A 14,524-nucleotide genomic window follows, 5' to 3' on the forward strand; every position below is an offset into this window, starting at 1 on the left:
GCCCCGCACGGACGGGCACACCCGGGCCCGGCCGGCCCGCGCGGGCCGGCCGGGCCCTTCCCTGTGGCGCTGCGGCCCGCTCAGTCGGCGACCGGACCGGGCCGGGCGGCCGCGCCCGGGGCGCCGGCCACCGCGGGTGCCGGCCGGGCCGGCAGCGCACGGCGGGACCCCAGTACCGCGAACAGCGCGGCCGGCACGACCAGACCGACGATCCACGAGATGTCCGCGCCCCCGAGCGACGCGACCAGGGGGCCCGTGCAGAAGCCGGTGGACAGGAACGGGAACTGCGCGGCGAGACCGACGGCGTAGACCAGCAGGGCGTCCCAGCGCCAGCCACCGTACCGGCCGTCCGGATCGCTCAGCGCGGGCAGGTCGTAGCGCTCCTTGGCGAGCAGGTAGTAGTCCACCAGGTTGATCGCCGACCACGGGGTGAAGAACGTCAGCAGGAACAGCAGGAAGTCGGCGAAGGAGTCCAGGAAGGAGCTGCGCCCGGCGAGCGCGACGGCCGTCCCCGCGATCATGATGCCGGTGATGTACGCGGTGCGGCCGCGCTGCGACAGCACCCGCTGCCCACGGAACCCGCTGACCCCGGTCACCAGCGACATGAACCCGCCGTAGGTGTTGAGCACGTTCACCGTCAGCTTGCCCAGCGCGATCACGAAGTACAGCACGGACGCCACCAGGCCGGTGCCGCCGAGGCCCACCACGTATCCCACCTGGTCGTCCGTGAACGCTGCACCCGCAATCGCCGCCACCAGCACCCCGAAACCCATCGACCACTGCGCGCCGAGCACGGTCCCGGCCAGGGTCCAGCCGAACGTGGCACGGGCGGAGGTGGTGCGGGGCAGATAGCGCGAGTAGTCCGCGACGTAGGGCCCGAACGCCAGCTGCCAGGACGCCGACAGCGACATGGCCAGCAGGAACATCGGCAGCGCGAAGTGGTGCTGGTGCGCCAGGTGTGCGAGGTCGGCGCGGCTCAGCAGACGCACCCCCAGATAGACGAAGGCCAGCGCGCACACCACGCTCGCCACCCGGCCCAGGGCGTGGATCACCCGGTAGCCGACCGTCGCCATCACCGCGGTCACCAGCGCGAAGAGGACGATGCCGGCAACCGGGCCGAGGTGGGTGAGTTTGCCGACCGCCTCCCCGGCGAGCACCGAGCCGCTGGCGAAGAAGCCGACATACATCACGACCACCAGCACCAGCGGGACGACCGCCCCACGCACCCCGAACTGCGCCCGCGACGAGATCATCTGCGGCAGGCCCAGCCGTGATCCCTGCGCCGCGTGCAGGGCCATGACCGCCCCGCCCAGCAGGTTGCCGGCGAGCAGCCCGGCCAGGGACCACACCACGTCCCCGCCGAGGACCACGGCGAGTGCACCGGTGACCACCGTGGTGATCTGCAGATTGGCCCCCAGCCAGAGTGTGAACTGCGAAAACGCCGTGCCGTGGCGCTCCTCGTCGGGGATGACGTCGATGGAACGCCGTTCGACCACCACCTGTGCCACCGCGTGCTCCGTCCTGCCGCACCGGGGCGGGGCGCGGCACGCCGGAGACCGGGGACGCAGCCACCGCCTGCATATGCCTATGCAGGTTGGCTGGTCTCTGAATGGATTGCAATAGCCCGGAGCGGACGCGACGAGGAAATCTCCCGACCGCCCGTGACCATCGGCCTCCCGTGACCACTCGGGGGGGGGGGGGGCCGTCACGGCCGCCGCCGCTCAACCGGTCCTCGGGACCAGCTCCTCGCACCACTCCTCGATCGTGTGCACGGCCCGCTGCAGCACCCCCGGCTCCGTGAACCGCCGGGTCAGCCCGGGCACCTCGCGCAGGGTGTGCGGACCGGCCAGCCGCCGCGCCGCCTCCTGATGTGCCGACAGCGACTGCGGCTCCTCGGCGTCCACCACGAACAGCACCGGCACCCGCACCCGCTCCAGGGCCGCACCCGCCAGTTCCGGCTGCCCGTCGCACGAGACCACCGCGCTCACCCCGTCCGGCAGGTCCGCCGCCGCGAGCAGCGCCACCGCGGCCTCCGCGCCCGAACCGCACAGCAGCACCGGCAGCCCACGGGCGTCCGGCTGGATCGTCACCCAGTCCACCGCCGCCACCAGCCGGCGGCCCAGCAGAGCCAGATCGACCTGTTGCCCCTCGCCCCGATCGCTGCGCTGCGCCTCCGTCTCGCTGAACAGATCCGTCACCAGGGTGGCGAACCCGGCCCTGTGCAGCTCGTCGGCGACCGACCTGACGTGCGGATCCTGCGGGGACGCGTGCAGCCCGTAGGCCAGGACGGCCGTCGCTCGCGACGAGGCCGGGACGACGAATTCGCCGGGCAGCGTCACGCGGTCGGCGGGCACCGACACCATCTGAGAGATCACGGACATCGCCTGCTTCCTTCGGCGGCCACGACCGGGCCGCCTCGCGTTCTCGGCCTTGTGGCCGTGTACCCACCCCTGTGCGGGAAACCCGCGTACCGCCGGAAGGCGTCGAAGGCGTCGAGACGAGGAGGCGGGAGCGGATGGCGAGACCCGTCTGGACCGGAGTCCTCACCTTCGGACTGGTCACCGTGCCGGTCGGCCTGTACACGGCGACCGAGGACCACACCGTGCGCTTCCACCAGCTGCAGCGGGACACCGCGGATCGCATCCGCAGCAGACGTGTCAACGAGCGCACCGGCCGGCAGGTCTCCTCGGACGACATCGTCAAGGGCTACGACCTCGGCGAAGGCGACTACGTGGTCGTCCAGCCGGACGAACTCGACGAGATCGCACCGGGCCGGTCCAAAGTGATCGACATCGCCGGCTTCGTCGATCTGCACCGGATCGAACCGGTGTACTTCGCCCGCACCTACTACGTCGGGCCGCGGGGCGAGGAGTACCGGAAGGTGTACGAACTGCTGCGCGCCGCCCTCCAGGACGCCGACAAGGCGGGCATCGCCACCATGACCATGCGCAACAGGCAGTACCTCACCGCGCTGCGGGCCCAGCCGACGGTCCTGGTCCTGCACACCCTGCACTGGGCGGACGAGGTGCGCGACCCGGCCGGTGTCCCGGACGTCGCGCCCGGCGGGCACACCGAGCCGACGCGCCAGGAGCTCGAGACCGCCCACCGGCTGATCGACGCCCTCACCGTCGACTGGCATCCCGAGGACTACCACGACACCTACGAGGAACGCGTCCGGGAACTGGTCGAGGCCAAGCGCCGGGGCGAGGAGGTCGTCGGCGAGGCCGGACCGCCCCGGACGACCGATGTCGTCGATCTCATGGCGGCACTGGAACGCAGCGTGGCACGCGCCCGCTCCCGCACGTCCGGGGAGAACGGGACGAAGGACGGAGGGGGAGAGGAGACCGGCCGTGGCGTGGCGCGAGGGTCCGCGACGTCCGGCGAGGGCGGTGCCGGGGCCGCTCGGAGGAAGGCCGGTGGCGGCAGCGCCGAGGACACGGCCACGGCCGGACGGCGCGGCAGCAGCGCAGGCGGCGACAGGAACCGCCGGAAGGGCCGGGACACCGGCACCTCCCGGGGGCGCCGCCGGGTCGGCCAGGGCGACGACCTGGGGACGCTGTCCAAGGAGCAGCTGTACCGCAGGGCCGGCGAGGCCGAGATCGCCGGCCGTTCCCGGATGAACCGCGACCAGCTGATCGAGGCGCTGAAGAAGCAGCCGGCCGCCTGAACCGGGCCGGCAGCACACCCACGGCTGCGATGTCGTGCGCCTGGGGCGGCCGGAAGACTCCGGTCGCCCCAGGCGGTCAGGTGTCCCTGTGTCTTACGGCCCGCGGCCCCGAAGCCCCGCAGGGACCGCCTCCGCCTCCTGCCGCCGCGCAGGGCGGGGCGGGCCCGGCCACGTGCCGTGGGGACACACCCGGCCCGCACACCGGAGCCCGCCCGCGTCCGGCCTGCCGGCGCGGCCCTCGCGGACGCGGGCGGGAGCTCACCACGGCAGCGGACCGGCCGCGTTGCTGAACGTGCCCGTCGGGCCGTCGGCGCCGATGCACGCCATGCGCACGATGATCTCGGCACCTTCCTCCACGGTCTGGGTGCCGGTGTTGTGGTTCAGGTCGGTGCGGGTGAAACCCGGGTCGACGGCGTTGATGCGTATGTCGCGGAAGGCCTTGGCGTACTGCACGGTGAGCATGTTGACCGCGGCCTTGGACGACGGGTAGGCGATGTCGGGGTAGAAATGCGTGGGCGACGCGGGATCGGCCAGCTGCGCAGTCAGGGCCAGACCGCTGCTGACGTTGACCACGACCGGGTTGGCCGAGCGCCGCAGCAGCGGCAGGAAGGCGTGCAGCGTCCGCACGATGCCGAACACGTTGGTCTCGTACACCGCGCGGACCGCGTCCGCCGTGGTCTTCGCCGGGTCGACGAAGGAGCCGTCGGCGTGACGCGGCTCGACCCCGGCGTTGTTCACCAGCACGTCCAGTCCGCCCGCGGCCTCGACCTCCTTCACGGCGGCCGCGACCGAGGCGTCGTCGGTCACGTCCAGCTGGACGAACCGCGTGCCCAGCTGCTCGGCGGCGCGCCGGCCCCGCTCCGGGTCGCGGGCGCCGAGAAGAACGGTGTGACCCGCGGCGAGGAGGCGGCGGGCGGTCTCGAAACCGAGCCCCTTGTTGGCTCCGGTGATCAGTGTCGTCGTCATGTCTTCGAGCCTCCGCGGGTGACGGCCCGCGAGCCAGAAGACCGGTTTTCCTGGGACCGGCAGTACCAGGAAAACCCGCGCCGGGCTCCGGCACACTGGGGACATGCCCACCACGGAACTGGGAGCCGCGATCCACCGCTGGCGTGACCGGCTCGCCCCCGGTGAGGTCGGGCTGCCCGCCGGCGGACGCCGGCGCGCCGCCGGACTGCGACGCGAGGAACTGGCCCAGCTCGCCGGTATCTCGGCCGACTATGTGACACGTCTGGAGCAGGGGCGTGCCACCAATCCCTCCGCACAGGTGGTGGAGTCGCTGGCCCGCGCACTGCGGCTGTCGGCGGCCGAACGCACCCACCTGTACCGTCTGGCCGGCCTGGCGCCGCCCGGCCCGAAGACCGTGCCCGTCTTCGTCCCGCCCAGTGTCCACCGGCTGCTGGACCGGCTGGCCGGCACCCCGGTCGCGGTCCACGACGCCGCCTGGACGCTCCTGATCGCCAACCCGCCGTACACGGCGTTGATGGGCGACCTCACCCAGGGGCCCGAACGCAACGGTGTGTGGCGGCACTTCGTCGGAGGCGGCGGCCGGGTCGTGCACACACCCGAGGAGCGCCGCGCCTTCGAGCAGGCCCTCGTCGCCGACCTGCGCACCACCGCCGAGCGCTACCCGGCCGACCGGCGGCTGCGCGCGCTCGTCGCCGAACTGCGCGCCGGCAGCGACCGGTTCGCCGAACTGTGGGACAGCGGTGCGGTGGGCGAGCACATGGCCGCACGCAAGACCATCCGGCACCCGCGCGTCGGGCCGGTGACCCTCGACTGCGACGTGCTGTCCGTCGCCGGCAGCGATCTGCGGATCATGGTCTACACGGCCGAGCCCGGCACCGAGGACGCGGAGCGGCTGGCCCTGCTGATGGTCCTCGGCACCCAGGACCTTCCGGCGGCTCCCTGAGGGGCGACCGGTCGGCGGGACGCCGGCCGGTCCGTGCGTGGCGGACGTCCACCGGCCCACGGTGGTGTGCGGGACACCCGACAGCCGCGTCGGCGACGGCTGTCGGCCCGACCGGCGGGTTGTGGACCCCGGCGAGGCGCCCGGTCCCGGCCGGCCCGCCGGTCGACGTGGTCCCCCGCACACCCGCCGGTCAGCTGGATCGTGACACCCGCCGGTCAGGCCGCACCCGCGGACCCGGCCTCAGCGGCGGCCTGTGCCTGCGCGTTGGTCCCCTCGACCACGGTGTACATCACCGACCGGTTCTGCTTGTACCGCTGGATACGTCCCTTGGCGACCAGCGACTCCAGCGTGTTGCGCACGACCTGCGGGCTGGGCTCGCGGTCCGGGTGCTTGCTCAGCAACTCCTCGCGCAGCTCGGCGGCCAGACGCGGCTCGCTGTGGCCGCTGAGCAGCTCCAGCAGCAGATCCCGCAGCAGCACCTGCCGGCCGTTCTTGCCGCGGCCCTTGCTCGCGCTCTTCGCCGCTGCCTTGCGGGCGCCCTTCTGCGTGCCCTTCTGCGGCCCGGTCTTCTTCGCGGTCTTCCTGGCGGCCTTCGGCGCCGGCTTCTTCGCGGCCTTCGGCGCGCTCTCTTCGGCGGCCTGCTCACCGGTGGACTGTGCGGGCACGGTGTCCTGCTGCGTCTCGCCGTCCTCGGCCGACGCGGCGACCGCGCCGTCCTCGGCCTCAGCGGGCTTCTCGGCGGGGGCGGGTGCCGGGGCGGCGGACGGCGCGACGGGCTCGCCCTGCGCCTGGTGCGGCACATGTGCCTGGGCGGGCGTGGCACCGGGGCGCTCGGCGATGTCGAGGATGTTCCGCAGCAGCGTCTCCTCCTGCCGCAGCGTCTCCAACCGGCGTGCCAGTTCTTCCTGTTGACGGCGGTTCTGCTCCAGGTCGGCGGCGGCCTGCTCCGCGTACCGGGAACGAAGCGTGGCATCGGTCGATTCGATCGGCATAACCGTCCTTCCTTCATAGGGGTATCGCTGCGCATGTTACTGGGACACACATCATCGGTGCCCACATCCGTTCAGAGTGCTCCACGAACCGTCAAAGGTGCAAAACCGCCTGCCGTCGCGGCCGCGTTCGTCACGGCTCGTGCCGGGCGCCGTCCGCCTCGCCGAGCAGGGCGAGAACGGCGTGTGCGGTCCAGTGTCCCGCGGCACCCGGGCAGCCGGCCAGGTACGCGGCGACGGCCTCCGCGTCCCACGCACCGGCCGACAGCAGTCCCGAGGCCAGGAAACGGATGTAGCCGGGCGAGGGACACACCCATGTCACGTCGTTGACGCCCCACGGGGCGGTGCAGGTCAGCACCGGCACGCCGTCGATCCGGCCCGGGCACACCAGCGTTTCGTACCGGCCGGGTCCCAGCGCGTCCCTGCCGCGGGTCAGCACCGCGGCCAGATCGAGGTCCGCTCCGGGCTCCCGGTACATCTCCTGCGCGACGATGTCCGAGAACTGCTGCGCCGACACCAGATGCGCCCTCGCCGCAACCCGGCCGCCGCCGCGTGCGTCGTAGAAGGCCCGCCCGCCGCCCCAGATCCGGGAGCGGGTGGCGAAGTACTAGGTTCCGGTCAGCTCCACGGCAACCGACCGCGTCGGCATCCGCGGATCCCGGCACCCCGGGCAGGAGCGGGCCCCGCCGGGCGGCCTGCCCCCGGTGAGGTACACGGCGAGCCGGTCCACGTGCGTGTTCGAGCCGTACGAGGCGTACCACACCTGCCGCGGACGCAGGTTCCCCGGCACCGTCGGATCGATGCTGCCGAGTGCCTTCACGCCTGCTGCTCTCCCAGGGGACCGGACGGGCCGCACGGTGGTCTTCTGCCCGTCCGGGACACCGGCGGAACACGTCCGCGGCAGGGTTCTACCCGGACACGCGTCGTCCAGCCACGCGAGTGCCCGGACACCCGGCGGGCGGGCGTCCGGACACACCGGCGCCCGTGTCCGTCCGCCGGGGAGGACACGGGCGCCGGCCGTCGGTGCGCCGTCGGGCGCACCGGTCACTTCACGGAGCCTCCGGTGATGCCGGCCGCGATGTACTTCTGCGCGACGACGAGCAGGATCGCGGCCGGGACCGCGGACAGCACCGAGGCCGCCATCACCGAGCCCCAGTCGCCGACGTGCGCGCCGATGTACTGGTAGATGCCGAGGGTGACCGGCTTGACGTCGTCGGTGGTGTTCAACGTCAGCGCGAACATGAAGTCGCTCCAGGCGAACAGGAACGCGAACAGCCCCGAGGTGATCAGCGCGTTGCGGCTCATCGGCAGCACCACCCGCAGGAACGTGCGCAGCGCTCCGGCGCCGTCCACCTGCGCGGCCTCGACGACCTCCCCGGGGATGGACACCATGAAGGAGCGCAGGAGCACGATGGAGAACGGGATGCCGAGCGAGGCGTCCGCCAGCATCAGCCCGATGTAGGAGTTGACCAGTCCCAGGTCGACATAGGTGTTGTACAGGGCGTTGGCGATGACGATGCCCGGCACCATCTGCGTGATCAGCGTGCCGAACACGATGGTCCGGGTGCCGCGCAGCCCGAACCGGGCCAGCCCGTACGCTGCCGGGGCCGCGATCGCCAGGCAGATCACCACGGCACCCAGCGACACCACCAGCGAGGTCAGCAGATGACCGCCCTGGTCGTCGAGCGCCTTGGAGAAGCCCGACAGGTCCAGATCGTGCGGCACCGGGGCGACCCGCAGCAGCCCGGCCGCCGGCTGCAGCGCGGTGTCGACCATCCAGTACAGCGGGAAGAGCATCACGCACAGGACGAGCACGCCGGCGATCGTGGAGCCCCAGCGGCGCCGGGACGCGGTGGACGGACGCGAGGCCATGGTCGTCACTTCCCCTCGGTGCGGTTGGCCCGCAGATACAGCACCGCGAACACCGCGGAGATCAGGATGAGTACGTTGCCGACGACCGCGCCCGCACCGAAGTCCAGCCGGACGAACGAGGTCTGGTACGTGAGCGTGCCCAGTGTCTGGGTGGCGTCCGCGGGACCGCCGTCGGTCAGCGCGAGGATCAGATCGAGGATCTTCACCGTCGACATGAAGCCGAGCACCAGCACCACCGTGATGACCGGCCGGAGCATCGGCAGGGTGATGGAGCGGAAGCTGCGCCAGGCCGAGGCGCCGTCCAGCGACGCCGCCTCGTACAGCTCCCGCGGGATCTCCTGCAGACCGCCGTACAGGATCACCATGTTGAACGGGATGCCGATCCAGATGTTCACCAGGATCACCGACAGCAGCGCCATGCCGGGGCTGGTCAGCCACGGGGTGTGACCCGGCAGGCCGACGGCGTCGAGGAAGGAGTTGAGCACCCCGGTGTCCTGGTCGAGGATGCGCCGCCACACCACACCCGAGACCACCATCGGCACCAGCCACGGCAGCAGGATCAGCGAGCGCAGCACGCCGCCGAGCGGGAAACGCCGGTTGAAGAACACCGCGAGCGCCAGCCCGATGCCGAACTGCCCGAGCAGCGAGCCGGCGGTGAACACCAGGGTGTGCCACAGCGCCTTGCCGAACAGGGCGTCGCGGAAGACGTGGGACCAGTTGTCGGTGCCGTTGAACGGGGCGTGGCCGGTGAAGAACGTCCTCGGCGTGTAGTGCTGGAAGCTCATCACGACGTTGCGCACGAGCGGGTAGCCGAAGAACAGCAGCATGAAGACGACCGCGGGTGCGACGAACCCCCACCGGGCGAGCGTGCGGCGGCGCCGCTGCCGGGCCGGGTCCCCGGCGGTGTCGCGGGGCGTCCGGACGGCGGCCGGAGCGGTGATGCTGGACGTGGTCATGGATGCGTACCTCAGTTCCCGCTCGTGGCCCGCTGCTGGGCCCGCTTCAGGGCGGCCTGGCTGGACTCGCCGGTCAGGGCGGACTGGAAGGCGCTCTGCAGGGCGAGCGAGACGCTCGACCAGCCGGCACCGAGCTCGGCCGTGCGCGAGCGGGCGGCGGCCACCTGACCGGCCAGGGACTGCAGCTCGGGCACCCGTCGGCGCCACACCGCTGCGGCCTTCTCGTTGGCCGGGACCATCCAGCTGTTGAGGGCGTAGGTCAGCTGTTCCTTCTCGCTCGACAGGCAGGCGACGATCCGCCCGGCCGTGCGCTCGCGCTCGGTGTCCCCGGTGTTCGGCACCGTCAGCACCGTACCGCCCAGCGGACCGACGGACGTCGCTCCCGCCCGCGGCACCGGGATCGGCGCGATGCCCCAGTGCAGGGACGTGTCGGAGTTCAGCGTCTCCACCTGCCACGGCCCGTTGATCATCATGGCCGCGTTGCCCGCCATGAACTGGTCGTTGACGTCGGCCTGGGTCCAGCTGACCGTGGACTTCGACAGCGAACCGTCCTCGATCAGGTCCTTCCAGAAGTCGAGCGCCTCGACCACCCGCGGGCCGTCCAGCTTCCGCTCGTCGCCGCCGTTGGACCACATGAACGGCAGGAACTGGAAGACGCCGTCCTCGGCGCCGCCCGCGCTCAGCGCCAGCCCGTACCGCTTGCCGCGGGTGAGCTTCTTCGCGGTGGCGCGCAGCTCGTCCCAGGTGGTGGGCACCCCGAGCCCGGCCTGCCGGAGCACGTCCTTGTTGTAGAAGAGCGCGAGAGTGTTCACCGATCGGGCCGCGCCGTAGTACGTGCCCTTGTAGGAGCCGAAGGCGACGATGCCCTTCGGGATGTCGCGGGTGCTCAGCCCGAGCGTGGTGAGGTCGATCAGGCCGCCCGCCTCGGCGAAGGTCGGCATCTCCGAGGCGTCGAACTGCACGACGTCCGGCAGCGACCTGGAGGACGCCATGCGCAGGGCCTTGGTCATCACCTGCGCCGCCGGAACGCTCTGCTGCTCGATGGTGATCCCCAGCTGCTTGCCGCAGCGGGCCATCGCCTCGGCGTCCCAGCGGTGATACGTCTCGTCGGTCGAGGAGTTCAGCACGGTGTACACACCGTCGTCCCGGTCCTGCCCACAGCCGGTCAGTGTCGCGGAGGCGACCAGGACGCAGGCGGCGGCGACGATCCTCGTGCTGAAGCTCGCGTTGAAGCGCTTCGACATCGGGCGGCCCTTGCTGTTGTACGACTCGGTCGCGGCACCGAGCCCGTTTGTTCGGTGGGATGACTAATACGTCACCGAGGCGGAGCGGCGCTAGACCCCGGCGCCGCGTTTGTGACGTCACGCACCGTCCCGATCCGCTTCTTTTCGTAGTTGTCGCAGGTGAGGTGCCTTTTTCTGGAGTGCAAGGCTCGTGATCGTGGGCAGCTGTGTGTACGATCGCCTCTCGTCCGGGGCGCTCCCGTACCGCTCTCCGCCGGCCCCCGCTCCCTTGAGGAAGATGATGAAGTTCACCGATGGCTTCTGGCGTATCCGCGACGGCGTGCAGATCTCCTATGCCACACAGGTGCGCGACGTGCACATCGAAGCGAAGCGCTTCACCAGCTATGCCGCCGTGAAGAAGGTGACGCACCGAGGGGACACCCTGAACGCGCCCCTGATCACCGCCGAGTGTTTCTCCCCCCTGGAGGGTGTGATCGGCGTCCGGGTCACCCATCACGCGGGCGCCCGCCGCCCGGGCCCCGAGTTCGCCCTCGCCGGCCCGGCGGACGGCGTCGGCACGGTCCGCCGGGCCGGCCCCGTCACCGAACTGACCAGCGGCCCGCTCACCGTGCGCCTGGACAGCTCACAGCCGTGGACGCTCAGCTTCCACGACGCCGACGGACGCGAACTGACCCGCGCGAACGCACGCAGCACCGCGTTCGCCACCACCCCCGACGGCGCCCACCACATGCTGACCCGGCTCGCCCTCGGCGTCGGCGAGCAGATCTACGGCCTCGGCGAGCGCTTCACCCCGTTCGTGAAGAACGGACAGGTCGTCGACATCTGGCAGGCCGACGGCGGCACCAGCAGCGAACAGGCCTACAAGAACGTGCCGTTCCATCTCTCCTCACGCGGCTACGGCGTCTTCGTCAACCACCCCGGAAAGGTCTCCTACGAGGTCGGTTCGGAGTCCGTGGGACAGGTCCAGTTCAGCGTCGAGGACCAGAGCCTGGAGTACTACGTCGTCGCCGGCCCCACCCCGAAGGACGTGCTCACCCGCTACACCGCCCTCACCGGCCGGCCCGCCCTGCCGCCCGCCTGGTCGTTCGGCCTGTGGCTCACCACCTCCTTCACCACCGACTACGACGAGCGGACCGTGACGTCCTTCGTCGACGGCATGGCCGAGCGCGGCATCCCGCTGTCCGTCTTCCACTTCGACTGCTTCTGGATGCGCGAGTACCAGTGGTGCGACTTCGCCTGGGACCCGCAGGTGTTCCCCGACCCGGAGGGCATGCTCGCCCGGCTCAAGGACAAGGGCCTGCGGATCAGTGTGTGGATCAACCCCTACATCGCGCAGAAGTCGCCCCTGTTCGAGGAGGCGGCCGCGCTGGGACACCTGGTGCGCCGCCCGGACGGCAGTGTGTGGCAGTGGGACCTGTGGCAGGCCGGCATGGGCCTGGTCGACTTCACCAGCCCCGCCGCCCGCGCCTGGTTCCAGTCCAAGCTCAAGCCGCTGCTGGACCAGGGCGTGGACTGCTTCAAGACCGACTTCGGCGAGCGCATCCCCACCGACGTCGTCTGGCACGACGGAAGCGATCCGGAGCGGATGCACAACTACTACACCCACCTGTACAACCGGACCGTCTTCGAGCTGCTGGAGCGCGAACGCGGCCGGGGCGAGGCGGTCCTCTTCGCCCGCTCCGCCACCGCCGGCGGCCAGCAGTACCCGGTGCACTGGGGCGGCGACTGCTGGTCCTCCTTCGAGGCCATGGCCGAGTCCCTGCGGGGCGGGCTGTCGCTGTCGCTGAGCGGCTTCGGTTTCTGGAGCCACGACATCGGCGGCTTCGAGGGCACACCCGACCCGGCGGTGTTCAAACGCTGGCTGGCCTTCGGACTGCTGTCCTCCCACAGCCGCCTGCACGGATCGTCGTCCTACCGGGTGCCGTGGGCGTTCGGCGAGGAGGCGGTCGACGTCGCCCGGCGGTTCACCCTGCTCAAACACCGCCTCATGCCGTACCTGTACGGCGCCGCCGTCGAGGCGCACCGCACGGGTGTGCCGGTGATGCGGCCCATGCTGCTGGAGTTCCCGCACGATCCGGCCTGCCGCACCCTGGACCGCCAGTACATGCTCGGCCCCGACCTGCTCGTCGCGCCGGTGTTCAGCGAGGACGGCACGGTGGAGGTGTACCTCCCCGAGGGCACCTGGACGCATCTGCTCAGCGGCGAGCGGGTCACCGGCCCGGCGTGGCGCACCGAGCGGCACGGCTTCGACAGCCTGCCGCTGTACGTCCGCGAGGGCGCCGTGCTGCCGCTGGCCGCGGACGACCGGCGCCCCGACGGCGACTGGCTGGACGGCCTCACCCTGCTCGTCCACCCGACCGCCGCGCCCGGCGGCACGCACGAGGTCACCGTCCCCGACGGCACGGGCGTCCCGGCCGCCACCTACCGGGTCCGCCGCGAGGGAGACGTGCTGCGGGTCACCGCCGACGGCACCGACGCCCCGTTCACCGTCCGTGTGCCGGGCGGTGCGAGTGCCGAGGGAACCGGCGAGGTCACCCTGCCGCTCGGCTGACCCGGCGGGCGTCCGGCGCGCGGCGCGGGTGCGCGCGGCCCCTTGCGGCCGTGCCCGCCACGCGGGCCCGCGCCGGACGCCCGCCCCGGGCCGTCAGCGGGGCAGCCGGGACAGCGCCGCCAGCAGCCGGTCGACGTCCTCGGCGCTGCTGTAGGGCGCCAGCCCGACGCGGACACCGCCCTCGTCGCCCAGGCCGAGCCGGTGCGCGGCCTCGACCGCGTAGAACGTCCCGGCGGGCGCGTCCACGCCCTGCGCGGCCAGATGCCGCGACACCTCGGCCGGAGCCATGCCCGCCACGGTGAACAGCAGCGTCGGCGTGCGGTGCGCGGCCCGCGAGTGCACGGTGATCCCGCCGAGGTCCGCCAGCCCCTGCTCGATCCGCGCCCGCAGCGCGTCCTCGTGCACCTCCAGCGCGGCGAAGGAGGCCGCCAGACGCTCCCGGCGGCTGCCCCGGGCCTCCGGCTCCAGCCCCGCGAGGAAGTCCACCGCCGCCCGGGTGCCGGCCAGCAGCTCGTACGGCAGCGTGCCCAGCTCGAACCGTTCGGGCACCGCATCGCTGGACGGCAGCAGCTTGTCCGGGCGCAGGGTCTCCAGGAACTCCGGGTCGGCCGCCAGCACCCCCAGATGCGGGCCGAGGAACTTGTACGGCGAGCACACCAGGGTGTCCGCGCCCAGCGCGGCCAGGTCGACGGCGGCGTGCGCGGCGTAGTGCACCGCGTCCACATGCAGCAGGGCACCCGCCTCGTGCGCCAGCGCGGCCAGCGCCGGGACGTCGGGGCAGGTGCCGGTCAGGTTGGAGGCCGCGGTCACCGCGACCAGCCGGGTCCGCTCGCTCAGCACCGCCGCCACCTGCTCCACGAGCAGCTCGCCGGTGTCCGGGTCGAAGTCCGCCCAGCGCACCGTGGCGCCCGCGGCCCGTGCCGCCTGCACCCACGGGCGGATGTTGGAGTCGTGGTCCAGCCGGGTGACGACCACCTCGTCGCCCGGCCCCCAGTCCTTGGCGAGCGTCCGGGACAGGTCGTAGGCCAGCTGGGTCGCGCTGCGGCCGAACACCACGCCCCGCGGCCGCACCCCGAGCAGATCCCCCAGAGCCTGACGAGCCTGCGTGACCAGGGCGTCCGCGTTGCGCTCGCCCTCCGTGACCTGTCCCCGGTTGGCCAGCGGACGGCTCAGGGCCTCGGCGATCGCCTCGATGACCGGCTGCGGCATCTGGGTGCCGCCGGGCGCGTCGAAACGCGCGGAGCCGGACGTCAAGGCGGGGATGAGCGCGCGGATCGCTTCGACGTCGAGGGCCATGGGACCTCCTGCGGGCTCGGGCGGGCGGCGGGCCTGCCGT

General features: G+C 72.2%; 12 protein-coding genes. 3 read left to right on the forward strand and 9 right to left on the reverse strand.

Annotated features, from left to right (window positions below):
- Window positions 1-80: 80 nt before the first annotated feature.
- Window positions 81-1,508, reverse strand: coding sequence for a purine-cytosine permease family protein (locus tag OG899_RS25405; RefSeq protein WP_406311169.1), 1,428 nt, complete (start codon window positions 1,506-1,508; stop codon window positions 81-83).
- A 213-nt stretch (window positions 1,509-1,721) separates the two neighbouring features.
- On the reverse strand, window positions 1,722-2,381 hold the full coding sequence (locus tag OG899_RS25410; RefSeq protein WP_125496368.1) for a dienelactone hydrolase family protein: 660 nt from the start codon (window positions 2,379-2,381) through the stop codon (window positions 1,722-1,724).
- A 134-nt stretch (window positions 2,382-2,515) separates the two neighbouring features.
- Between OG899_RS25410 and OG899_RS25415 the strand changes: the two genes are divergently transcribed.
- A complete protein-coding gene (locus OG899_RS25415; RefSeq protein WP_125496367.1) occupies window positions 2,516-3,667 on the forward strand; it encodes a Ku protein in 1,152 nt (383 codons plus the stop codon).
- A 258-nt stretch (window positions 3,668-3,925) separates the two neighbouring features.
- Here the strand turns inward: OG899_RS25415 and OG899_RS25420 are convergent, their stop codons facing one another.
- Entirely contained in the window at window positions 3,926-4,633 is a 708-nt protein-coding gene (locus OG899_RS25420) for an SDR family NAD(P)-dependent oxidoreductase (RefSeq protein WP_125496366.1), read from the reverse strand.
- A gap of 103 nt (window positions 4,634-4,736) precedes the next feature.
- Here OG899_RS25420 and OG899_RS25425 point away from each other — a divergent pair, with 103 nt between their 5' ends.
- Window positions 4,737-5,576 (forward strand): helix-turn-helix domain-containing protein, encoded by an 840-nt coding sequence (locus tag OG899_RS25425; protein WP_125496365.1) that lies wholly within the window; start codon window positions 4,737-4,739, stop codon window positions 5,574-5,576.
- A 215-nt stretch (window positions 5,577-5,791) separates the two neighbouring features.
- Here the strand turns inward: OG899_RS25425 and OG899_RS25430 are convergent, their stop codons facing one another.
- The 5 genes from OG899_RS25430 to OG899_RS25450 all read right to left on the reverse strand — a co-directional run bounded on the left by OG899_RS25430 (window position 5,792) and on the right by OG899_RS25450 (window position 10,637).
- Window positions 5,792-6,568 carry a hypothetical protein gene (locus OG899_RS25430; protein ID WP_125496364.1) on the reverse strand — a complete coding sequence of 259 codons (777 nt, stop codon included), beginning with the start codon at window positions 6,566-6,568 and terminating at the stop codon, window positions 5,792-5,794.
- A 130-nt stretch (window positions 6,569-6,698) separates the two neighbouring features.
- Entirely contained in the window at window positions 6,699-7,082 is a 384-nt protein-coding gene (locus OG899_RS25435) for a hypothetical protein (RefSeq protein ID WP_308293348.1), read from the reverse strand.
- 527 nt (window positions 7,083-7,609) lie between these two features.
- Window positions 7,610-8,437 (reverse strand): carbohydrate ABC transporter permease, encoded by an 828-nt coding sequence (locus tag OG899_RS25440; RefSeq protein ID WP_125496363.1) that lies wholly within the window; start codon window positions 8,435-8,437, stop codon window positions 7,610-7,612.
- Between the two features lie 5 nt (window positions 8,438-8,442).
- A complete protein-coding gene (locus OG899_RS25445; RefSeq protein WP_125496362.1) occupies window positions 8,443-9,393 on the reverse strand; it encodes a carbohydrate ABC transporter permease in 951 nt (316 codons plus the stop codon).
- 11 nt (window positions 9,394-9,404) lie between these two features.
- Window positions 9,405-10,637: a sugar ABC transporter substrate-binding protein gene (locus tag OG899_RS25450; protein WP_125496361.1), complete on the reverse strand. Its 1,233-nt coding sequence runs from the start codon at window positions 10,635-10,637 to the stop codon at window positions 9,405-9,407.
- A 280-nt stretch (window positions 10,638-10,917) separates the two neighbouring features.
- Here OG899_RS25450 and yicI point away from each other — a divergent pair, with 280 nt between their 5' ends.
- A complete protein-coding gene (gene yicI / locus OG899_RS25455) occupies window positions 10,918-13,188 on the forward strand; it encodes an alpha-xylosidase (RefSeq protein WP_168131992.1) in 2,271 nt (756 codons plus the stop codon).
- 93 nt (window positions 13,189-13,281) lie between these two features.
- On the opposite strand, the gene OG899_RS25460 is transcribed toward yicI, so the two are convergent.
- Window positions 13,282-14,484 (reverse strand): cysteine desulfurase-like protein, encoded by a 1,203-nt coding sequence (locus tag OG899_RS25460; protein WP_125496359.1) that lies wholly within the window; start codon window positions 14,482-14,484, stop codon window positions 13,282-13,284.
- Window positions 14,485-14,524: the final 40 nt, after the last annotated feature.

Source organism: Streptomyces thermoviolaceus (assembly GCF_045209695.1).
Classification (GTDB): Bacteria; Actinomycetota; Actinomycetes; order Streptomycetales; family Streptomycetaceae; genus Streptomyces; species Streptomyces thermoviolaceus.

Bases quoted from the DNA above. Each gene is read 5' to 3' on its own strand.
- yicI (WP_168131992.1), top strand. From the start codon at position 10,918: ATGAAGTTCACCGATGGCTTCTGGCGTATCCGCGACGGCGTGCAGATC.
- OG899_RS25425 (WP_125496365.1), top strand. From the start codon at position 4,737: ATGCCCACCACGGAACTGGGAGCCGCGATCCACCGCTGGCGTGACCGG.
- OG899_RS25460 (WP_125496359.1), bottom strand. From the start codon at position 14,484: ATGGCCCTCGACGTCGAAGCGATCCGCGCGCTCATCCCCGCCTTGACG.
- OG899_RS25430 (WP_125496364.1), bottom strand. From the start codon at position 6,568: ATGCCGATCGAATCGACCGATGCCACGCTTCGTTCCCGGTACGCGGAG.
- OG899_RS25450 (WP_125496361.1), bottom strand. From the start codon at position 10,637: ATGTCGAAGCGCTTCAACGCGAGCTTCAGCACGAGGATCGTCGCCGCC.
- OG899_RS25440 (WP_125496363.1), bottom strand. From the start codon at position 8,437: ATGGCCTCGCGTCCGTCCACCGCGTCCCGGCGCCGCTGGGGCTCCACG.
- OG899_RS25415 (WP_125496367.1), top strand. From the start codon at position 2,516: ATGGCGAGACCCGTCTGGACCGGAGTCCTCACCTTCGGACTGGTCACC.
- OG899_RS25445 (WP_125496362.1), bottom strand. From the start codon at position 9,393: ATGACCACGTCCAGCATCACCGCTCCGGCCGCCGTCCGGACGCCCCGC.
- OG899_RS25410 (WP_125496368.1), bottom strand. From the start codon at position 2,381: ATGTCCGTGATCTCTCAGATGGTGTCGGTGCCCGCCGACCGCGTGACG.
- OG899_RS25420 (WP_125496366.1), bottom strand. From the start codon at position 4,633: ATGACGACGACACTGATCACCGGAGCCAACAAGGGGCTCGGTTTCGAG.